The organism is Mitsuokella sp. AF33-22 (genome assembly GCF_003475755.1).
Classification (GTDB): domain Bacteria; phylum Bacillota; class Negativicutes; order Selenomonadales; family Selenomonadaceae; genus Mitsuokella.
Genome location: NZ_QRQA01000005.1, coordinates 118637 through 137751 on the forward strand (window position 1 = coordinate 118637; position 19115 = coordinate 137751).

21 protein-coding genes are annotated in these 19115 nt (G+C 57.0%); 3 read left to right on the forward strand and 18 right to left on the reverse strand.

The features are described from left to right. Positions 1-44: 44 nt before the first annotated feature. Complete coding sequence (locus DWZ54_RS04590; protein ID WP_233541622.1) at positions 45-1301, forward strand: metallophosphoesterase; 1257 nt, start codon at positions 45-47, stop codon at positions 1299-1301. A 76-nt stretch (positions 1302-1377) separates the two neighbouring features. Here DWZ54_RS04590 and DWZ54_RS04595 read toward each other — a convergent pair whose 3' ends face one another. The 5 genes from DWZ54_RS04595 to DWZ54_RS04615 form a co-directional block, all read right to left on the reverse strand. Then, positions 1378-2229 (reverse strand): aldo/keto reductase, encoded by an 852-nt coding sequence (locus DWZ54_RS04595; protein WP_118474673.1) that lies wholly within the window; start codon positions 2227-2229, stop codon positions 1378-1380. 72 nt (positions 2230-2301) lie between these two features. Then, positions 2302-3408 carry a DUF362 domain-containing protein gene (locus DWZ54_RS04600; protein WP_118474674.1) on the reverse strand — a complete coding sequence of 369 codons (1107 nt, stop codon included), beginning with the start codon at positions 3406-3408 and terminating at the stop codon, positions 2302-2304. A gap of 39 nt (positions 3409-3447) precedes the next feature. Next, a complete protein-coding gene (locus DWZ54_RS04605; protein WP_118474675.1) occupies positions 3448-4437 on the reverse strand; it encodes an aldo/keto reductase in 990 nt (329 codons plus the stop codon). A 251-nt stretch (positions 4438-4688) separates the two neighbouring features. Next, on the reverse strand, positions 4689-5585 hold the full coding sequence (locus DWZ54_RS04610) for a LysR family transcriptional regulator (protein ID WP_233541616.1): 897 nt from the start codon (positions 5583-5585) through the stop codon (positions 4689-4691). Positions 5586-5642: 57 nt separating this feature from the next. Next, positions 5643-6803 (reverse strand): iron-containing alcohol dehydrogenase, encoded by a 1161-nt coding sequence (locus DWZ54_RS04615; RefSeq protein ID WP_118474677.1) that lies wholly within the window; start codon positions 6801-6803, stop codon positions 5643-5645. A 150-nt stretch (positions 6804-6953) separates the two neighbouring features. Here DWZ54_RS04615 and DWZ54_RS04620 point away from each other — a divergent pair, with 150 nt between their 5' ends. Next, entirely contained in the window at positions 6954-7379 is a 426-nt protein-coding gene (locus DWZ54_RS04620) for a MerR family transcriptional regulator (RefSeq protein WP_118474678.1), read from the forward strand. A gap of 82 nt (positions 7380-7461) precedes the next feature. Here the strand turns inward: DWZ54_RS04620 and DWZ54_RS04625 are convergent, their stop codons facing one another. From DWZ54_RS04625 to DWZ54_RS04640, 4 genes are all read right to left on the reverse strand, one after another. Then, positions 7462-8082, reverse strand: a complete 621-nt coding sequence (locus tag DWZ54_RS04625) for a flavodoxin (RefSeq protein ID WP_233541617.1) — start codon at positions 8080-8082, stop codon at positions 7462-7464. A 35-nt stretch (positions 8083-8117) separates the two neighbouring features. Next, on the reverse strand, positions 8118-8780 hold the full coding sequence (locus tag DWZ54_RS04630; protein WP_118474680.1) for a hypothetical protein: 663 nt from the start codon (positions 8778-8780) through the stop codon (positions 8118-8120). Then, the gene (locus tag DWZ54_RS04635; RefSeq protein ID WP_118474681.1) at positions 8777-9010 is read right to left on the reverse strand and encodes a hypothetical protein; all 234 of its coding nucleotides are present in this window, start codon (positions 9008-9010) and stop codon (positions 8777-8779) included. The genes DWZ54_RS04630 and DWZ54_RS04635 overlap by 4 nt, the downstream gene beginning before the upstream one ends. 65 nt (positions 9011-9075) lie before the next feature. Next, positions 9076-9294, reverse strand: coding sequence for a hypothetical protein (locus DWZ54_RS04640; protein ID WP_118474682.1), 219 nt, complete (start codon positions 9292-9294; stop codon positions 9076-9078). A 182-nt stretch (positions 9295-9476) separates the two neighbouring features. On the opposite strand from DWZ54_RS04640, the gene DWZ54_RS04645 reads away from it, so the two are divergent. Continuing rightward, entirely contained in the window at positions 9477-10364 is an 888-nt protein-coding gene (locus DWZ54_RS04645; protein WP_118474683.1) for a LysR family transcriptional regulator, read from the forward strand. A gap of 14 nt (positions 10365-10378) precedes the next feature. Here DWZ54_RS04645 and DWZ54_RS04650 read toward each other — a convergent pair whose 3' ends face one another. The 9 genes from DWZ54_RS04650 to DWZ54_RS04690 all read right to left on the reverse strand — a co-directional run bounded on the left by DWZ54_RS04650 (position 10379) and on the right by DWZ54_RS04690 (position 18925). Continuing rightward, complete coding sequence (locus DWZ54_RS04650) at positions 10379-12127, reverse strand: 1-deoxy-D-xylulose-5-phosphate synthase (protein WP_118474684.1); 1749 nt, start codon at positions 12125-12127, stop codon at positions 10379-10381. 285 nt (positions 12128-12412) lie between these two features. Next, positions 12413-12949 carry a flavodoxin family protein gene (locus tag DWZ54_RS04655; RefSeq protein ID WP_233541618.1) on the reverse strand — a complete coding sequence of 179 codons (537 nt, stop codon included), beginning with the start codon at positions 12947-12949 and terminating at the stop codon, positions 12413-12415. Positions 12950-13261: 312 nt separating this feature from the next. After that, entirely contained in the window at positions 13262-14746 is a 1485-nt protein-coding gene (locus DWZ54_RS04660) for a 4Fe-4S binding protein (protein WP_118474686.1), read from the reverse strand. Continuing rightward, entirely contained in the window at positions 14747-16129 is a 1383-nt protein-coding gene (locus tag DWZ54_RS04665) for an aldo/keto reductase (protein WP_118474687.1), read from the reverse strand. 125 nt (positions 16130-16254) lie between these two features. Continuing rightward, the gene (locus DWZ54_RS04670; protein WP_118474688.1) at positions 16255-16734 is read right to left on the reverse strand and encodes a flavodoxin; all 480 of its coding nucleotides are present in this window, start codon (positions 16732-16734) and stop codon (positions 16255-16257) included. 65 nt (positions 16735-16799) lie between these two features. Next, positions 16800-17225 carry a carboxymuconolactone decarboxylase family protein gene (locus DWZ54_RS04675; RefSeq protein ID WP_233519449.1) on the reverse strand — a complete coding sequence of 142 codons (426 nt, stop codon included), beginning with the start codon at positions 17223-17225 and terminating at the stop codon, positions 16800-16802. A 91-nt stretch (positions 17226-17316) separates the two neighbouring features. After that, positions 17317-17535, reverse strand: coding sequence for a hypothetical protein (locus DWZ54_RS04680; protein WP_118474690.1), 219 nt, complete (start codon positions 17533-17535; stop codon positions 17317-17319). After that, complete coding sequence (locus tag DWZ54_RS04685; RefSeq protein WP_118474691.1) at positions 17532-18083, reverse strand: flavin reductase family protein; 552 nt, start codon at positions 18081-18083, stop codon at positions 17532-17534. The genes DWZ54_RS04680 and DWZ54_RS04685 overlap by 4 nt, the downstream gene beginning before the upstream one ends. Positions 18084-18127: 44 nt before the next feature. Further along, on the reverse strand, positions 18128-18925 hold the full coding sequence (locus DWZ54_RS04690; protein WP_118474692.1) for a putative quinol monooxygenase: 798 nt from the start codon (positions 18923-18925) through the stop codon (positions 18128-18130). Positions 18926-19115: the final 190 nt, after the last annotated feature.

The window sequence follows — 19115 nt, forward strand, 5'->3', positions numbered from 1 at the left end:
ATGCTATAATAGAAACAAAACAAGGAAGGATTGCGTTGAACAAAATGACCAGAAGAACATTCATCCAAATCTGTGCCACCGCGCTGATGGCACTGGGATTGGGACGTTGTATACCAGCGGGAGCAGCCGGCCGCATCATCAGATACCCGCGCCAGATCATCACCGGGGATTCTGCCACGAGCCGCACCATCATGTGGCAGGCAGACGGCGGCCGCCAAGGCGCAGCTTTCGTGCTGACCGCTCCGGACGGCCGGCAGCAGTCTTTTTCCCCTGAAGCAAATACACTGCTGCAGGATGACACGACCACGACCTTCTACACCGTGCGTCTCAGCGATCTGACGCCGGACACGCATTACAAGGGCAGTATCCGGATGGCAGACGAGACGCTGGCGCTGCCGGTCGTGACGGCTGCCAGCGGGCTCTCTTCCTTCGAAGCCCTGCTCATCGACGACTCACAGTGCGGCGAAACGTATGAACCCTTTGCTCAGCTACTGGCAAAGATACTCGTACGCCACCCCCAGGCCGCTTTTCTCGCCGATATCGGCGACCTCACGGACAACGGTCAGTCCGCCTGGCACTGGGACAGCTTCCTGTCCGTACTCACGGCCGGCCATGCCAAAGATATCCCGTTCGCCCCCGTAATGGGCAATCATGAGTGCTACGGGCTTGACTGGCAGTTTGCCCTGCCGCGCCGCTATCTCGCTGCCTTTGCCGTGCCTGACAACGGCAGCAGGGATTTTTCCGGCTACTATTATTCGTTTGACTACGGCCCCGCCCATTTCATCGTGCTCAATACACAGTTTGAAGAGCTCGACGGCCTGAAGCCCGGCCTCTTGCAGGATGAGCTGCTCTGGCTCAAGCACGATGCCACGGCCACGAAACAGCCCTGGAAAATCGTTCTGATGCACAAGGATGTCATCGCCTACGACGAATACCAGCCGGGCACGGGCCACACAGGCGGCATCAGTGATGTCGGCCACGACTTCATGAAGGCGTTCGACGTGCTCGGCATCGACCTCGTGCTCACGGGCCACATGCACACGTACCGCAACCGCGGACACATCTACGACAAAACGCCTTCTGACCATGGCCCCACCTACCTGATGTTCGGCCCCGCGGGCAACGAGCGCTACAAGGTGCCACCCGACACGGTCTTTGACAAGGTCAGCCTCGATCAGTCCGACCCGGGCCGCTACCGCAACTACATGACGCTCGCCGTCACCCCGACCAAGTGCATCGCCACCTGCCACCTCGAGGACGGCTCCACCGTCGACCGCGTCGTGCTCACAAAAGATGCGTGAGGATGCCCCCATACGACAAAAATCCGCAAGACAGATCATGACAATCGTCTTGCGGATTTTTTTCTTATCGGAGCGCTCAGACCTCAAACGGCAGATGCATCGAGGCATACTTCTCTTCCTGAGCGGCGTCGGCCGTGTAATAGCGCTTCTTACCATCGAGCATGGCAATCTCGGCCATCTCATCCAGCGTCAGAGCGAAGTCGAACAGGTCGATGTTCGCGCGCAGGTGGTCGGGATTCTTCGTGCCCGGGATCGTGATGAACCCCTTCTGCACGGCCCAGCGCAGGATAATCTGCGCTGCACTCTTGTGGTACTTCGCGGCCAATTCATTGAAGACCGGCTCCTGCAGCAGGCCCTTGTCGCCGTGACCGAGCGGATACCAGCCCATGAGCTTCGTGCCGTACGCTTTGAGGCGGTCCAGCGTCTCGTGCTGGATGCAGTACGGATGCGTCTCGAGCTGGATGACATGCGGCTTGACTTCTGCAGCGGCGAGCAGTCGCTCAAGCTTCTCGCCGTGGATATTCGAGATACCGAGCGAGCGGGCCTTGCCCGCCTGATAGGCGCGCTCGATGTTCTTGTAGCCCGCGAGGAAATTGCCGGCCGGCTGATGGATGAAGAGCAGGTCGACGTACGTGACGCCGAGGCGCTCGAGCGTCTTCTCCACCGCACCCTCTCTCTCGTAATGCGTCGGCCAGATCTTTGTCGAGAGGAAGATTGCCTCGCGCTTCACGAGGCCTTCCTCTAGCGCGCGCCAGATTCCCCTGCCGACAGCCTCCTCATTCAGGTAGGCATTCGCCGTATCGATGAGGCGGTAGCCCGCCTTGATGCCCTCGTAGACCGAGCGCTCGGTATCCTCCGGGCTGATCATGAACGTGCCAAGGCCTAAAAGAGGGACCTTGATGCCATTGCTCAGATTCGTATACTCCATTTTCACAATGCTCCTTTTCTATCGTATCTCTATCTTATTTTCTCGTATCATGCGACCCACTCGTCGGGTAGCTCAGCGAAACGGCTTGACCTTGCTCACGGCATCGGCGAGCGTGATGGGCTTCTCGCCATGGTCGCAGTCGAGCAGGACGTAGCGGTCACGGCCCATGCCGAGCTCTTTCATGTAGCTGAGCTGGCGCAGGCCGTGGCGCGTCTCCATGCGCTCGACGAGGTCGTGGCGGTAGTGCTCCGGCAGCGCGTAGATGAGGTCGACGGAGGCCTGGTCGATGGCGAGGATGTCCGTCGAGGCCAGCATGCCGATGTTCGGCACCGTTGGCTTCGCGGCCGTCGTGCCCGCACAGTCGCAGTCCACCGACATGTTGCGCAGCACATTGAGATAGGCGATGTGATCGCCGAAATGGTCTACCGTCGCCTTCGACGACTCCGTGATGCGCTCCATGAGCATTTCCTTGCCCATGGCCCACTGCTCGGACTCCGAACCCGCATGGATCATCTTCTTGCCGATGCGGCCGTCCGCGCAGCCGATGCCGATGTTCTTATTGGAGCCGCCGAAGCCGCCCATCGTATGCCCCTTGAAGTGCGTAAGCACGAGCAGCGAGTCGTAATCCAGGAGATGCGCGCCGACGGACATCTCCATGAACCACTTGCCGCCCTTGACGGGCAGCATGGCTGTGCCGGATTCATCCATGATGTCGACGGGCGCGAAGTCCCAGCCGTTGATGGCTAGGGTTTTCCTATGCTGCTCCGTCGTGTAGCGGTCACCCTGATAATAGGTATTCGTCTCGACGATTTTCGCCTCAGGCAGATTCTTCGCGATGAGCTCCTTGACCCACAGCCGCGGGATGATGTTCGGCCCGTGCGGCTCACCCGTGTGCAGCTTGATGCCGACGCGCCCCGTGATGTTCGGCGCAATCTTCTCATACAGTTTGAGCAGTCCGGCGGCCGATAGGTCGCGCGTGAAGTAGACAACCGATTCGCCGCCCTGACGGTCCTGCGGTGCTTCGTAATGGTCACCACCAGTCCCCGGCTCCGCCTTCGTCAATTCTTCTTCTTTGCCCTCCGCCTTCTTGATCTCGTCCGACGAGAAGCCCGGCATGACCGCTGCTGCGGCCACCAACCCCGCCATCTTCACAAAACTGCGTCTTGAAAGCTTGTCCATGACAAACACCCACTTTCTGCAACCAGCATCTTTATTTCCTCATCTTGCTGCATAGCCGCCAAATACTTCAAAATCCATTCCATCGAGTTCCGTGTCGATGCGCGCCACTTCGTCCGCCGTCAGCTCGACGTCGGCTGCCGCGAGGTTCTCCTTCAGGCGGCTGAGCTTGCGCGAGCCCGGGATGGGGATGATGTACGGCTTCTTAGCGAGCATCCAGGCGAGCGAGAGCTGGCCGAGCGTCGCTTTCTTCTCTTCTGCGAGCCCCGTCAGGAAGTCGAGGAGCTTCTTGCCCTTCTCGTAGCCTTCCTCGGAATACTGCGGCATCTGCTTGCGGTAGTCCTGACTGCCCTCGAACTTCGTCTTCGGCGAGTACTTGCCCGTCAGGAAGCCGTTGGCCATCGGCGAGAACGCGACGAACGTGATGCCGAGTTCCTCGCAGACGGGGAACAGCGACTCATGCCAGCGCGCCATCATCGAATAGCGGTTCTCGATGGCCGTGACCTGGCAGACAGCGTTCGCACGGCGCAGGTATTCCTCAGTCGTCTCCGAGATGCCCCAGGCGCGGATCTTCCCTTCCTTGATGAGCTCTTTCATCGTGGCGGCCACGACCTCCGGCTCCACCTTCGGGTCGATGCGGTGCTGGTAGTAGAGGTCGACGTAGTCCGTGCCCAGGCGGCGTAGGCTGCCTTCGATGCTCTTGCGGATGGCCGTCGGACTGCTGTCGAGCGAGAGTGTGCGGTCTTCATTATGGTAAACGCCCATCTTCGTCGCGATGACGACTTTGTCGCGGATACCCTGGAGCGCCTTGCCCACGAGCTCCTCATTGTACGAGGTCGAGCCGTCCGGCAATACGCCCGTATAGCACTCCGCCGTATCGAAGAAATCATAGCCGGCCTCTGCTGCCTCGCGCAGCGTGCGGACAGCCTGCTCCTTTGCGACCGGCTCACCCATCGCATGGCTGAAGCCCATGCAGCCGAGGCCGACCGGATTGACGAATACATTGCTTCGTCCCAAACGTCTCTTTTCCATCTATAATATTCTCCTGTTCGTTTATCGATTTATTGATTCAGCAGTCGAGCTTGACCGGATGCCCGTCAGCCAGCCCGGGCCGCCGCCCGCCGAATGCGTGACGAGCACGTCGTCGGAAACAGCGCCTTGCGTACCTGCCGCAACTTGGCGGCCGGCCTGTTGCGGCAACGCAGAGTTTTCCTCGATTCTTATCATAAAGAAAACGAGACCGCATCAGAAGTCTCATTTCGTTAAGCAGTATGAACTTGTGGTTATCGTGACAGGATTTTCTGGACAGCGGTCAGGAAGCGGCTCACAGCAGCAGACGGCTCCGTCGCGTGCAGGATGCCGAACGAAATCTCGTAGTCCCAGTCCACAGGGATGACGCGCATCAGCGGGTGGATGTCCTTCCACTCCGGCACGCCGATCATGAGCGTCCCCTCGTTGACACAGCGGTTGAATATGTCGATGTTGTAGAACGGGAACTCACGCAGCGTGATGTCCGGGTGATTCACCAGGAGATCCTGCCGCAGATCATCCATGACGGAAGACCAACCGGGCTGGATGATGTCGACCGTCTCCCCTGCTAAATCAGAGAGCTTCAGGCGCTCCTTGCCCGCGAGTCGGTGCGTGAGCGGCACGACCATGGAAAACAGCTCACGACGGAGTTCCATGCCCTCGCACTTGCCCTTGAGATGGAACATGCTCACATCGAAGACGCCCGCGACCACATCGATGTTCGCGCCGAGATGCGTGAGGATTTCGCGCGCGTTCTCTGGCGTGTTCTCGAACGACACGAGCTGGAACTGCAGGTCGGGACTGACCTCCTGCAGCTTTGGCCATAGGCTCAGCAGAAAATTTGTCGGCGTCATGACCGAGATGCCGATACGGATGACCTGCTGTGTCTCCTGTATGGCCTTGCGCGCCCGCTCCACGGCCGCCTTGCTGTACTGGATCATGTACGCTGCATCCTTGTAGAGCGATTCGCCCGCTTTCGTCAGACGCAGGCCGCGATGCGTGCGCTCAAACAAGCGCAGGTTGAGCCGTGCCTCCATCAGGTTGATCTGCTTGATGACGGCCGGCGCCGAGATGAAGAGCGCTTCCGCCGCCTTGCTGAAGCTCCCCTCCTCTGCCGCTTTCATGAAGGTTATCAATTGTGGATTGTACAAAGCCCTGCTCCCCTCTCATTCTGCTCACACGTTCTCTCTGCTGCTGTACTGCCACACTCATCCCAGCACGTGCAGGAGGATGTCCTCAATCTCTTCATCCGTGAGCTTCTTGGCGCAGCCCGGTGTGCGGATGCTCGTCGCAGCGACTGCGTGCAGCACGGCCTTGTCCTCGATGCCCATCGCCTTGAGCGTCGTCGGCAGGCCGATTTCCTCGATGAAATCCGCGAACTTCTCCACTCCGGCCAATGCCGTCGCGAGTTCCGACTCCTGCTCTGCGACGCCAAAGACCTCGCGCGCAAGGCGGGCAAACTGCGCAGGAGCCTCCGGTGCCAGATGGCGGTAGAGCTCCGGCTGGATGACGGCCAGGCCGCAGCCATGGTTGCAGTCCGTATAGGCGCCGAGCTGATGCTCGATCATGTGGCACTGGAAGTCCGTGACCTTGCCGAGTTTCAGCACGCCGTTCTCCGCCATGGCCGAAGCCCACATGAGTTCCGAGCGCGCCTGCATGTCCTCGGGATCCGCCTTTACCTTGCGGATGTTCTCGATGACCGAGCGCATGACCGACTCATTCATCACATCCGAGAGGTTCGGTTCGCGCGGCGTGCCGAGGTACGTCTCGAGGCAGTGGCTCAGCGTGTCGAAGGCACCCGAGATGACCTGTCGCATCGGCACAGTCTTCGTGTAGTACGGGTCGAGCACAGCAAACGAAGCCGCCGTGCCCCAGAGCGGGCCCTTCCAATTCTTCTCCTCGTAGGTGATGACAGCGCCGGCATTCTGCTCGCTGCCCGTACCCGAAGCCGTGACGATGACGCCCATCGGCACGCCGGCCGTCGGCACCTTGTGCTTCGCGTACTCGTAGTCGTAGAGGTCTTCCCCGAGCGCGGCCTGTGCCGACACGGCCTTGCAGCAGTCCGAGACGCTGCCGCCGCCGACTGCCAGGATGAGATCAATTTTATGTTCCCGTACAAGACGAACACCCTCCTGCACCTTGCGGTACGTCGGATTGCTCATGATGCCCGCAAACTCCGTGACTTCCCTGCCCTGCTCCTTGAGGATGGCCATGAGCTCGTCGTAGATGCCATTGCGCTTGACGCTGCCGCCGCCATAAGCCAGCAGGACATGCTTGCCGTACTTCGGCAGTTCCTCGGCGAGCGCCTTGCGCGCCGCGCCTTGGCCAAAGTAATTCTTCGTCGGATACGAAAACGTAAAAGCTTCCATTTTTCTCTCTCCTATTCTTCTATTCTTGACGGCTGCCCGGTAACCAATCGATACTTCCATTCCCTCTCGGGAAGCTCTATACTGAGTGTATCAGCCGGTTGTTACTACCGGTCAAGTATATTTCAAAAAATGTATCGGAGTTGATCCATCATGCCACTCTACACCATGAAGCAGGTCTGCAAAGCCGCGGACATGAAGTACGAGACACTGAAGTTCTACTGCAACCAGGGACTCATCCCCTATGTCAAGCGCGACAAGAACAACCACCGCGTCTTCGACGAACACGACCTCGGCTGGGTCAAGAGCCTCAACTGCCTCAAGAACTGCGACTTCACGATTGCCGAGATGAAGGAATACCTCGCGCTCTGCCTCGAGGGCGTGCCCTCCATCCCCACGCGCCAGCAGCTGCTCGCCCACAAGGACGAGGCCCTACACGAGAAGATTGCCGCCATCCAGGAAGCCATCGACTACATCGCCTGGAAGCAGGGCTTCTACCGCGACGTCCTGTCCGGCAAGATTCCCTACAAAAGCAACCTGCTGCCAAGTGATGACAGCGATGGCACGGACGAGAAATGATCGCACCTATTGCCCAGCAAAAAACCACTTGCCTGCGAGCGCAGCCCGCACAAGTGGTTTTTTCTGTCTCTGTTTATCCTGCTTATTTTGCTGTGCTCAGCGAGCGGACCCACTCCGCGACCTTGGCGTCGTCAAGGCTGCCCGTGAAGCACGTGCCGTCCTGCCAGTTGCCCTTGCCGCCGGCCATCTCGGCGAGCAGCTTGCTGCTGTTACCGAGTGGTGAGCTGTAGGCCGTCGCGAACGTCACGACGTTCTTGCCCGTGAAGTCGTTGGCCTTGACGAAGGCATCGACCGGCCAGGCCGCGATGGCCCACCAGATCGGATAGCCGAGGAAGATCGTGTCATACGACGCCCAGTTGTCCGGCACCGCCTTCTGCAGCTGGATCTTCTCGCGCAGCGAGGCGTCGTCGTGCTCGCGACTCACGCGGCTGCTCTTGTCGTTGTAGTCGAGGTCCGCCTCCGTGTAGTCCGGATTCGGCACGAGCTTCATAATGTCGGCCTGGCGTTCCTTGGCGATGACCTTGGCCACGCGCTCCGTGCGCCCCGTCGCCGAATAATAGACGACGAGCGTCTTGCCGCCTGCCGCCACCGTGCCCGAGGACGAAGACGAAGCCACCGTGCCACTGGCTGCACCAGCTGCACTGCTCGACGAACTTCCCGTCAGCGAAGACAGGCCGCATCCCCCCAGCACCAGAGTCATCATGCTCATGCCACCCATTTTCAAAAATTCTCTGCGATTCATTTCAAGCGCGCCCCTTTCCAAAGCGATAAAAGCCAACCGATTTCTGCGAATACGATGATGATGCCGACCTGCGTCAGCGCGTAGCCAGCGCCGCTGTACGAGAGTGCCGGCGCCATGAAGATATGCGCGCCCTGCAGGCGCTCGATGAGCAGGTCCTGCTGCGCCGCGTAGATGCCGCCCGCCCCGAGTAGCCCCCCGAGGCCCAGCAGGAGCATCCTAGCTGGCAACGGCCGCGCATTGATGCCCGCCGCATGCAGCCACCGCTGCCACCAGCTCGGCAGATGCCAGCCAAGATGCAGTCCTGCCAGCACGAGGAAGTACCGTGCTGCCGTACTGTGCAGCTGGTACAAGGAAGGATTGCTGCGCAGCGAGAACGGCACGATGCCGGCAAACAACTGGCTCGAAGTCAGGCAGCCGCTGACGATTGTCACAAGGCAGAAAACCGCGAGCAGGGCATTCAATATGAGCCGTATCCTGCGCGGCCCATTCCAGTGCCCGCACCCCAGCGAAGAAACATAGCGCCGGTTGAGTCCCAGATGATAAAGGATGGGGAGGAGCATGATGACACCTACAATCTCATGCAGCACGGGCGGCAGGTAGAAGAATGTCATCTCAAAGATGAGCATCATCAAGAGCAACACATCCAATAGATACCTCATGGCTTCACCTCTCTCGTCTCCCGTACTGAGCGTTCCCAGCCCGCCGGCACTGCGTCGTCCGGCAGACTCTGCTGCACGATCTCCTGCGTCATGCGCACGTAGTCATCCTCAGGGATATGCCCCTGCCGCAGCACACACGTGAAGCAGAGCCAAGCGTAGATGAGCCCTGCAAGAATCAGTGCACCGGCCAGCCATCCATGCCATTCCTGCCTTCCTTTACGCAACACCATCGATTCTCCTTCCCGGAACAAGATCGCTCCTGCTCCCATACTCCAACGATATCATCCGGTAGTGGCTACCGGTCAAGTCTTTTCTGCTCCAGTTCGTAAATCATGTAGTCGACGCACGAAAGTTTCTCCTGTGCCACATGCAGGTCATCCATGAGCCTGCGTCGGTGACGCCTGAGGAAGCAGATGCGCGCATCATCGTCCGGCAACGCAGCGAGCTCGCGCTGACAGACATCTGGATTGAATCGTTCTTGTTCCTGTCGCTCTGCCAAACATGTTCTTGCCATCCAAAATCCTCCTGTACATTCGCTTCTTGATATCCTCATTTTAAGCGCTCTGCTCCACAATGTGAAATGCTTATATCTTAACTTGTGCCATACATTTTTTCTATCAAACGCTTGCGAAAAAAGCATCTGCTCCCTACAATAGAAGCAGATGCTTTGAACGTATAAAAGGGGGAAATTTTGAGATGGAACTCCGCACGTTATCGTATTTCCTGGCTGTGGCCAGGGAGCAGAACATGACCGAGGCAGCCAATGTGCTGCACGTGACGCAGCCGACGCTCTCGCGCCAGATTGCGGATCTCGAGAATGAGCTCGGCAAGAAGCTCTTCACGCGCACGAGCCGCAGCACCATCCTGACCGAAGACGGCATGCACCTGCGCCAGCGGGCTGAGGAAATCCTCGCGCTCGTCAACCAGACGGAGGACGAGCTCAAGAACGATACGATTGACCTTTCGGGCTGCATCCGCATCGGCGCAGGCGAGACACATGCCATGCACATCCTCGCCGACCTGTTCGCCGACCTGCACGGCCGCTACCCGCGCCTGACGGTCGAGCTCTTCACGGGCAATGCCGACGCCGTCGAGGAAAAACTCGCGCACGGGCTCATCGACTTCGCACTGATGATCGAGCCATTCAACACCGAGCACTACCACTTCATCCGACTGCCCGAAACGATGCGCGTCGGCATCGTGACGCGCGACGACAGCGAGTGGGCTGCAAAAGACGGCATCACGGCAGAGGATCTCAGCGAGATGCCCCTGCTCATCTCCTCGCGCCAGTCCGCCAACCGCTTCGATTTCCGGCAGTGGTCCGACGGCAAACTCTCCGCTGAGACCATGAACATCGTCGGACACTTTGACCTCATCAGCAACGCCTCGCACTTCATCCGCACGGGCATCGCAAATGCGATTGGCATCGATGAACTGCTGCAGCTCGACACCGGCCACTTGAAGTTCATCCCTCTAAAGCCAGCCTTGACCTTCAGCGCCGTCATCGTCTGGAAGAAATACCGCCTGCTCTCCAAGTCCAGCAGTGTCTTTCTCGAAGAACTGCGGAAGCGCATGACGCAGTAAGCCATCCGCGCCAATCACGAGAGAATTGTTATGACATCTTCGGCAATCTGTTCTTTCGTCAGGCGGTTCGCACGGCGAAGCTCTGCCACATCGTAGCGATCGTAGAAGCGCTTCGCAAAGCCGTAGCTCTTGACGCGCATCGAACTCGTCCCGTAGAAGCTGGCAATCTTCTCGCCAAAACCACCGGCCAGGCAGCCGTCCTCGATTGTGATGACGAGCGCATGATCTTTCTCGAGGTCACAGAGCATCGTTTCGTCGATGCCCGAGATAAAGAGCGGATTGATGAGCGTCGCATCGATGCCCTTTTGCGCGAGCTCTGCTGCCGTTTCCTGTGCGAGGCCAAAGAAATTGCCGAGGCCCAGGATGGCCACGCGGTTGCCGCGATGCACGAGAGCAAAGCGGTCGAGTTCATCGTAGGAGGTGCGGACTGGCAGCGTCTCCTCTGGAGCAAAGACTGGTACGCGGATGGCCACAGGGTGCTTTGTCTGGCGGATGGCCCACGTGAGCATGGCCTGATACTCTGCCACCGAAGTCGGCGCAAGGCAGACGAAATTCGGGATATTGCTCATCATCGGGATATCGTAGAGTCCGAGATGCGTCACATCGTTGAGCGCATGAGCCGAAGCACCAAATACGAGGAATATGGCCGGGTTCTCATTGACGCAGACATCCTGTGCAAGCTGATCATACGTGCGCTGAAAGAAGGTCGCCAGCGTGCCGAACACCGGGCGCGCGCCGCCCTTTGCGAGGCCCGAAGCCATGGCTACCGCCTGCTCCTCGGCAATGCCGACGTCGACGAACTGCTTTCCGGCCGCCTCGCGGCGCTCTTTCGTGAAGCCCATGACAGACGGCACGCCAGCCGTGATGGCCACCAGTGCCGGATTCTCCTGCATCTCCTTCAAGAGATACGTCGCCGTCAGCTCGGCATACGGATCCACATAGGAGACCGTCTCCTTGCCCGTCGCAAGATCGAAGGGCATATGCCAGTGCCACGTCTCGCGGTCCTCTTCAGCCGGTCGATACCCCTTGCCCTTCTGCGTCACGATGTGCACGACCACTGGATGATCGATGTCGCGAACCTCTTCAAAGGCAGCGATCAGCGCTTCAACATCATTGCCGTCTTTGACAAAGCGGTAATCGAAGCCCATGACCTTGAAGAGATTGTTCGGCGACTGGCCCTCTGTCTCGCGCAGCTCGCGGAAGGAGCGGTACATGCCGCCGTGATTCTCGGCAATCGACATATCGTTGTCGTTGAAGACCACGATGAAATTCGTGCCGAGCTCGCCGACCGCATCGAGGCCCTCCAGCGCCTCACCGCCGCTCATCGAGCCATCTCCGATGACCGCGATGATGTTCTCATGGCGACCGGCCAGGTCACGAGCCTTGGCCAGTCCCGATGCCAGCGAGATGGACGTCGACGTATGACCGATATTGAAGAAATCGTGTTCACTTTCCGCCGGGTTCGTGTAGCCGGACACATCATCGTAATGTGCCGGATCCGTGTACGCCTGCTGGCGTCCCGTCAGCATCTTGTGCGGATACGACTGATGCGAGACATCAAAGACAATCTTATCCCGCGGGGAGGTGAAGACTGTGTGCAGCGCTACAGCCGCCTCGACGAAGCCGAGATCCGGCCCGACATGACCGCCATGTACACTGGCCCGGAGGAGAAGCGCAGTGCGCATCTCCTCAATGAGCGTCTGGCGCTCCACTGCATCTAATTCCTTGACCGATTCCGGTCCTTTGATTTTTTCTAAAAACATAGACTCTCCTATCTTTTATTCCATGTGCCATGCGCAGTCATCCTCGCTCTCATCAGCTGATGTGCTGAGAATACAACTTCGCGTATACTTGAATTCAAGGGTCGACAGAACAATTTATCGAGCACCTGTCAATACGCTTATCTTACTCATTTCATGGCATAATGTGAAATGCTTATGTCTTAGCTTTCGCCATACATTTTTTCTATTGAATATGCATCAAAAATCACCTGCTCCATATCCTCGCACTAGTCCGCCAACCGCTTCAATTTCCAACAATGGTCTTCCTTAAAGATTTGCGCCCATCTGCTCCGCCATGTCGCCGAACTTGGAGTGCTCGACGAGAGAGCGAGCGCCGCAGCCGATGCCGAGCACTTTGCCAACATCCTGCCATTCCATGTAACGGACCAGTGTGTCGTAGTGATCGACAAGTGCCGACATCGTCCAGTCATCACGGTTGTAGGCCGTCGCCATCAGGATGGACTTCTTGCCGTGTAGCTTGCCCGTGCGCGAATAAAAACGGTCGACGATGGTCTTGAGCTGTGCCGACATGCCGAAGTAATAGAGCGGCGTCGTCAGCACGAGCAAGTCCGCCTCGAGCATCTTCGGCATCAAGGTGTTCTCGATGTCATCCTTCCAGATGCAAGGACCGTCCATATGGCACTGGTCACAGCCGCGGCACGGATGCGTATCGCTATTGGCCGCATCAAAAGTGAACACCTCATGGCCAGCCTGTGTTGCTCCTTTCGTGAAGCGGTCAGCCAGATAAATGGACGTTGACTCATCATGCGGATGAGGACTGCTCGTGATTACAACGATTTTCATGTTTTTCCCTCCCGAAACACTGCCTGCTGCCTGTGCAGCACCATCAGATGATTCTGCTGAAGAGCCTTTGATTGCCGACAGACCACACCCACTCAGGAAGATGGTCATGGCCCCCATGCCGGTCAACTTCAAGAATTCCCTGCGATTCATATCTGCCACACTCCCTTCTCTTTTCGATACTCCTATCTTACCCGCTTCACGCCACAATATGAAATGCTTATATCTTAGCTTGCGTTATACAATTTTTTTATCAGACGCCTGCCAAAAAGCACCTGCCCCTAAAATAGAAGCAGATGCTTTCGAATCAAATGCTTATCGCAACAATTCTGCTATCCCAATGATATGTATCGCTGACGGTTCAGCAGGACAATGGTATTCACAGGAGCCACAACCAATGCAGGCCGCATCATCGATCACGGGATAACTGCGCCCGTCGCGGTCCTCGACCATCGTGATGGCCTGCGTCAGGCAATGGCGTGCACAATTGCCGCAGACAATGCCATCCCGCGTGATGAGGCATTGCTGCTTGTCATAGCGGGCCAGCCCAATCTTGGTCTGCTGCTTTTCCGCCAACGACAGCGGACGGATTGCACCGGTCGGGCAGACCACAGAACAGAGATTGCAGTTGTAGACACAGTACCCCTGAGAGAAGTCCATATGTGGCTGCAATAGGTGCAAGGCACCATTTTCTGGGCCAGAAGATAACAGGACGCCGCTTGGGCAGCGGCTGACACAGAGGTGGCAGGAGGTACAGTGCGTATAGAAAGAATCCGCAGACTGCGCACCCGGCGGCAGGATAGACGCTTCCCCCTCAAGACCCCAAGCACCGACAGCCGCCGACATGGCAGACCGACTGCGCACGAGGCCCGCCGCCACCGTGCCGATGGCAAGGGCCGTCGTGCCCAAAAGTTCGCGGCGCGTCATGACGGGGCCGGATGGCGGTGTATCCGCAGGTTCAGTCTCTGTCATTCTGACCTTTTGCTGCGCATGATGCGATCGAGAAAAATGCAGCGCATCTTTTGGGCAGATGGTCAGGCAGTCAAAGCAGTCGACACAGCGGCTGCTGTCTATGCCCCCAGTTTTTGCATCGATGCAGGCAGAAGGACAAGTTCTCTCACAGGCACCACAATGGATGCAGCGGTCCGCGTCAATGACAGGGCGGAACACGCTGAACCGGCTGACCGTCCCCAGCAGCGTCCCCACCGGACAGATGGTATGGCAGTAGGCGCGGCCATGACGCCATGATAAGGCGACCAGCACGATCAAGTAAATGCCCGCCAAGACTGCTGCCCATGCAGACGGCTGCTGTACCTCTGCCTTCATCAGCAGTGGCAGCCAGTCATATCGCTCGCTTAGGCCCACAATCGCGTTCCACCCATAGGATACCGGAAGCGCAAACAAATCGTTGAGGATGCGCCCAAAGATGCTGTACGGATCGACTAGTCCGAGAAAGAGCGGATAACCGAATAATATGGACAGCCCTGCCAAGAACAAAACCGCATAGCGCAGGCCGCGCCGTTCGCGGGCAAAAGCAAATGAACGGCGCTTTTTCCTGCGCCTTCCTGACAGCCAGATCACGAGGTCCTGACTGATGCCGAGCGGACAGAGCACACTGCAGTACACGCGGCCAAAGAGGAACGTCACCGCGAGAATCAGTGCCAAGGCGAGGAAATTCCCCGCCAGAAGTGCAGGCAGAAACTGCCAGTGCGGCAGCACCGGCGCGAGCAGGCCGCCGAAGGTCAGCACTATGACGAGCAGCATCCCCAGAGATACGATAATCCGTCCCTTCCGAATCATTCAGAACACCTCCTTCCCCGTTTCCCTGCTCAGGCGCTGGACCAGGTCATCGATGGCCCGTATTTCCTTCGGGATATCGATATGCTGCGGGCAGCGCGGCAGGCATGTGCCGCAGGCCGTACAATGCGACGCCCTCTGCGAGCGTTCCAGATTGTTCTTGTAATGCGCGAGAAACGCTTCTTTTTGGCGAGCAGATGCCCGCTCGGGATACTCAAGGTCTAAGCCAGCTGCTTCGCCATAGCGCTTGTAGATCCGGAAGACCGAGGCGATATCGACGCCGTACGGGCAGGGATCGCAATAGCGGCAATACGTGCAGGGAAGCGCCCCGCTGTCGCTGGCCTTGCCGAGTGTCTGCTGGATAGCGCGTGCCTCTGCCGTCGACAGCGGCTCAAAATCCATCATCGTCTGGACGTTGTCGAGGACCTGTTCCAGATTGCTCATGCCCGAATTGAGCGTGATGACACCGTCGAGAGAGCCCACCCAGCGTAGGGCCCACGAAGCCATGCTCGCGTCTGGCCGCTGCGCTTTCAGGATGGATTCCGCCGACTCCGACAGGCTGGCCAGATTGCCGCCTTTGACCGGCTCCATGACAAAGATGGGCACATCCTTCTCCCGGCACTTGCGATAGAGGTCGCCGGCCTGCCGGCTTCCGGACGGCGCCTCGCCAGGCTCATTCCAGTCCGCGTAATTGAGCTGGATCATGCAGAAATCCCAGGGGTACTGATCCATGAGATGATAGAAGAACGGCACATCGCCGTGGAACGAGAAGCCCAGGCTGCGGATGCGGCCCTGCGCTTTCTCCTCGCGCAGGTAGTCGAGGATTCCCTGATTGATGTAGAGCCGGTCAAACTCCTCCTGGCTGCTCAACGAGTGAAGCATGTAGGTATCAAAATACTCGACCTGACAGCGTTCAAGCTGCGTCTGGAAAATCTCTTTGGCCTGCGACAGGTCCGTGAGCATCGGTGTCGGCATCTTATCCGCCAAAAAGAAACTCTCGCGAGGATATTTCTTCAGCACCCCGCCCACAAAAGACTCCGACTTCCCATCGTGATAAAACCAGGCCGTATCGAAGTAATTGATGCCATGACGATAGGCAAAGTCGATCATCTTCTCGCTGAGCTCCGCATCGATCTCCCGTCCAGAAGTCGAGAACTTCGTAGGGAACCGCATGCAGCCAAAGCCGAGCATCGGCAGTTCTTGTCCAAGCGGCGCAAAATAGCGGCGCGTGACCTGCCCCATGATCTCACCTGCTTCTTCTGCCGCCTTGTCACGGTCGAGGAATGACAAGATCTCTTCGCGATTGAGGAACGCACCAGCGGCTGCCACGCCAGCCAAGCCACCAAGCGCCTTCAAGAAACTCCGCCGATTGATTCCATTTTGCATAAGAACATCTTCCTTTCATCCAGATGATAGGATGAGCATGCACCGTGAACAACGACAAAACAGCCCAGTGCATCTACATGCACGGGACTGTCTCTCATCGATGCCTGGCGGCATTCACTTCACATTCATTTTCCATTCACGGATGCGACCCAGTCGGCCAAGCCTTTATCGGATAAGCCGTTCAGTACCCGACCGTTCAGAAAGCGGGCGGTGGGGCAGATGCGCTTGAGCTCCTCTATCGTCCGCCCCATGCTGCTGCCGCCGGAAGTGGCAAACGGCACGATCGTCTTGCCTGAGAAATCGCTGCTCTCCAAGAACGTCGCGATGATGCGCGGCGCAACATACCACCAGATTGGGAAACCGATATAGACAACATTATACGCAGACGCATCTGCCAGTTTCACGGCCAGAGCCGGTCGGATGGATTCATCCGACCGCTCTTTGCTCGTGCGGCTCGCCTTATTGGTCCAGTCCAAGTCAGCACTGCTGTACGGTACGGCCGGCTTGATCTCGAAAAGGTCAGCCTGCGCAGCGCGCGCCAGACGCTCTGCCACACGTCTAGTCGTTCCCGTCGCTGAAAAATAAGCAACCAATGTCTTACTCATCTTCTTTTTCTCCTTTCAATGGCAAGACGAATGACGAATATAGACCATTCAGTCCGTGCTCTTGCTTACTTAGCTGCCGGTTCCTGATAGACTTCCTTGGCATAGCGGAATGCCGCCCAGGCCTTCGGCCAGCCGCCGTAGAAGCCGACCTGTGTGATGATCTCTGCCATCTCCGCTTTCGTCACGCCGTTCTTCTTCGCCGACTCGATGTGATATTTGAGCGAGCTGTCGGTGATGCCCTGTGCAATGAGTGCTGAGACCGTCACGATGCTGCGGTCATGCAGCGAGAGCACATCGTTCTTGCTCCAGACTTCACCGAACAGGATATCATCATTGTAGCGGGCGAAATCCGGCGCAAAATCGCCGAGCTGCTGGCGTCCTGCTGTCTGTACGATCTTGACGGCCTTCTTGGCCGGTGCGGGCGTCGATGCCTGTATTGCTGCCGCATTTCCATTGTCCGGCTGAGCCGATGCTGCTTCACTTTGAACCATGCCTGTCCCCCAAAAAAGAATACTGAATAAGACAATCGCTGCGCTCCTTATCATCTTGAAAACTCCTTTCCCAAATTTCTCTCAGCTACTCTTATGCTATGCCATTCCCGTGCAGCCACGCCTTGACGCGCGGACGGTAACCGCGGCGGATTTCCTCCTGCGACTTGCGGACGACCGTGTCATAGTCTTCATGGTAGTCATCCGGCGCTGCGATCTTCAGGATATCCGCCCGCAGTGCCTGCTGCAGTACCTTTGCGATGCGCTCTGTATTGCCATTCGTCCAAGTGAAATAGACGACAAGTGCTTTCATTTCTGGCGGGGATTCATGCGTGCACAGTCGCCGACTTTCTCACCTGTGACGAAGTACTCATAAGTTGGGAACTCGAACAGGACAGGCTTGAACTTGTGGTAGTCAATCTTGCCGGCGTCATTGAGGATGGTTTCATTTGCATAGGTCGCTTCAATGCGGCAGATGAAGTTGTCGAAACCATCCAATTCGAGGGTGTTGACCAAGGTGCATTCAATGGAAACCTTGGCCTCATCGATGAGCGGTGCACCGTTTTCACCGATGGTGTAAGCAAAAGCGGCGGACTTATCCACCTTGTTGCCGGAAATCACGCCCATGTAGTCAGCTTCCTTGAGCCAGCTCTCATCGACGACATTGATGGAAACCTTCTTCGTCTCCTTGATGCCTTTGTTCGTGTGATGGTTCTGCACCATCGACAGCATCAGATGACTGTGCGCTACCGTGCCGGCATGCGCGACAAGCGTCCAGTTCGGCTTGCCATCGACCATGCTGCCGACAACAATGAGAGGCACGGGGTATAATGCCAAAGCTTTGCCAATATTCTTCTTCATGATTGTTCACCTTTCTGTTCTATGTGTTTTCTTCTGCCGCCCTATCATCTCTCCTGAATAGTATAGCCAGGCTTAGAAGAAATCGTCGTTCTCGTAGGTGCTCCATCTATATGATGATTGACCTTGAGCATAGTTTTCGCTTTGTTCGCAAATGCTTCATAAGCTTCCGATGAATAATACGCTTTTTCTGCAGATTTATCCCGGAATAAGAGGTAACTGTGAATACGGCCCGGATTCCCCAGTTCGTTATTGGCAACCATGACCAGTACTCCATCATCATAATTTACAGCACGGGTGTATTCTTCTTTCACCATTTGACGATAAGCATCCACTTGATCTTCTTCAGGTTCTACATAGGTCAGACGCACCGCCGTGCCAACAAGACCAGGATCTTTTGACATCATGACAATCGGCTCGGTATAAACAAAATGGAGATCTCGTAAGATAGGACGGCGCGCAGCTTCATACTGTGCAAATTCCTTGCTGCCCACATGAAGTTCATAATCGGCTTCACTGCGGTATACCTCCAACAGGATATTCACATCGGGATTATCTGTCGGGGTACAACCGTAAAGCATGTACGTTCCTTCTTCACGCATCGATTTAGGTCCAACCAGCTGCGCTGCATAGGCCCCCATTTTTTTCATTTGTCCTGGCGTCGAGGTCAGGACGGCCCAATGAACTACCATAGGGGAGTTATCTGGGTTCTTAATCTCATGTCCAACCGCAACGGGCGAAGCTCCAGCTACAGAGCCGGACATTACACCTGCCCCCATCGTCAACGCCGACAATCCTAATGCTATCAACAATCTAACCTTTCTAACCTTTTTGCATTTAAACATAGTATCTCCTCTTTTCTTCCATATGTAAGATTGCTAGATTGGAAAGTGAACGTACTCCTGCCTATATGAGCAGGAGTACGTTCACCGAAGGCATCCCCCAGCACATTCATACGGTGTTCTGATTTATTATGCATGGATGATATCTCCTAACATAAAATCATATATTTCAGCCTATAGACAGCATTGCAAC

What these genes read in the sequence shown, in the direction of transcription:
- DWZ54_RS04590 (WP_233541622.1), top strand. Translation starts at nt 45, where the DNA reads ATGACCAGAAGAACATTCATCCAAATCTGTGCCACCGCGCTGATGGCA.
- DWZ54_RS04595 (WP_118474673.1), bottom strand. Translation starts at nt 2,229, where the DNA reads ATGGAGTATACGAATCTGAGCAATGGCATCAAGGTCCCTCTTTTAGGC.
- DWZ54_RS04600 (WP_118474674.1), bottom strand. Translation starts at nt 3,408, where the DNA reads ATGGACAAGCTTTCAAGACGCAGTTTTGTGAAGATGGCGGGGTTGGTG.
- DWZ54_RS04605 (WP_118474675.1), bottom strand. Translation starts at nt 4,437, where the DNA reads ATGGAAAAGAGACGTTTGGGACGAAGCAATGTATTCGTCAATCCGGTC.
- DWZ54_RS04615 (WP_118474677.1), bottom strand. Translation starts at nt 6,803, where the DNA reads ATGGAAGCTTTTACGTTTTCGTATCCGACGAAGAATTACTTTGGCCAA.
- DWZ54_RS04620 (WP_118474678.1), top strand. Translation starts at nt 6,954, where the DNA reads ATGCCACTCTACACCATGAAGCAGGTCTGCAAAGCCGCGGACATGAAG.
- DWZ54_RS04625 (WP_233541617.1), bottom strand. Translation starts at nt 8,082, where the DNA reads ATGATGACTCTGGTGCTGGGGGGATGCGGCCTGTCTTCGCTGACGGGA.
- DWZ54_RS04630 (WP_118474680.1), bottom strand. Translation starts at nt 8,780, where the DNA reads ATGAGGTATCTATTGGATGTGTTGCTCTTGATGATGCTCATCTTTGAG.
- DWZ54_RS04635 (WP_118474681.1), bottom strand. Translation starts at nt 9,010, where the DNA reads ATGGTGTTGCGTAAAGGAAGGCAGGAATGGCATGGATGGCTGGCCGGT.
- DWZ54_RS04640 (WP_118474682.1), bottom strand. Translation starts at nt 9,294, where the DNA reads ATGGCAAGAACATGTTTGGCAGAGCGACAGGAACAAGAACGATTCAAT.
- DWZ54_RS04645 (WP_118474683.1), top strand. Translation starts at nt 9,477, where the DNA reads ATGGAACTCCGCACGTTATCGTATTTCCTGGCTGTGGCCAGGGAGCAG.
- DWZ54_RS04650 (WP_118474684.1), bottom strand. Translation starts at nt 12,127, where the DNA reads ATGTTTTTAGAAAAAATCAAAGGACCGGAATCGGTCAAGGAATTAGAT.
- DWZ54_RS04655 (WP_233541618.1), bottom strand. Translation starts at nt 12,949, where the DNA reads ATGAAAATCGTTGTAATCACGAGCAGTCCTCATCCGCATGATGAGTCA.
- DWZ54_RS04660 (WP_118474686.1), bottom strand. Translation starts at nt 14,746, where the DNA reads ATGATTCGGAAGGGACGGATTATCGTATCTCTGGGGATGCTGCTCGTC.
- DWZ54_RS04665 (WP_118474687.1), bottom strand. Translation starts at nt 16,129, where the DNA reads ATGCAAAATGGAATCAATCGGCGGAGTTTCTTGAAGGCGCTTGGTGGC.
- DWZ54_RS04670 (WP_118474688.1), bottom strand. Translation starts at nt 16,734, where the DNA reads ATGAGTAAGACATTGGTTGCTTATTTTTCAGCGACGGGAACGACTAGA.
- DWZ54_RS04675 (WP_233519449.1), bottom strand. Translation starts at nt 17,225, where the DNA reads ATGGTTCAAAGTGAAGCAGCATCGGCTCAGCCGGACAATGGAAATGCG.
- DWZ54_RS04680 (WP_118474690.1), bottom strand. Translation starts at nt 17,535, where the DNA reads ATGAAAGCACTTGTCGTCTATTTCACTTGGACGAATGGCAATACAGAG.
- DWZ54_RS04685 (WP_118474691.1), bottom strand. Translation starts at nt 18,083, where the DNA reads ATGAAGAAGAATATTGGCAAAGCTTTGGCATTATACCCCGTGCCTCTC.
- DWZ54_RS04690 (WP_118474692.1), bottom strand. Translation starts at nt 18,925, where the DNA reads ATGTTTAAATGCAAAAAGGTTAGAAAGGTTAGATTGTTGATAGCATTA.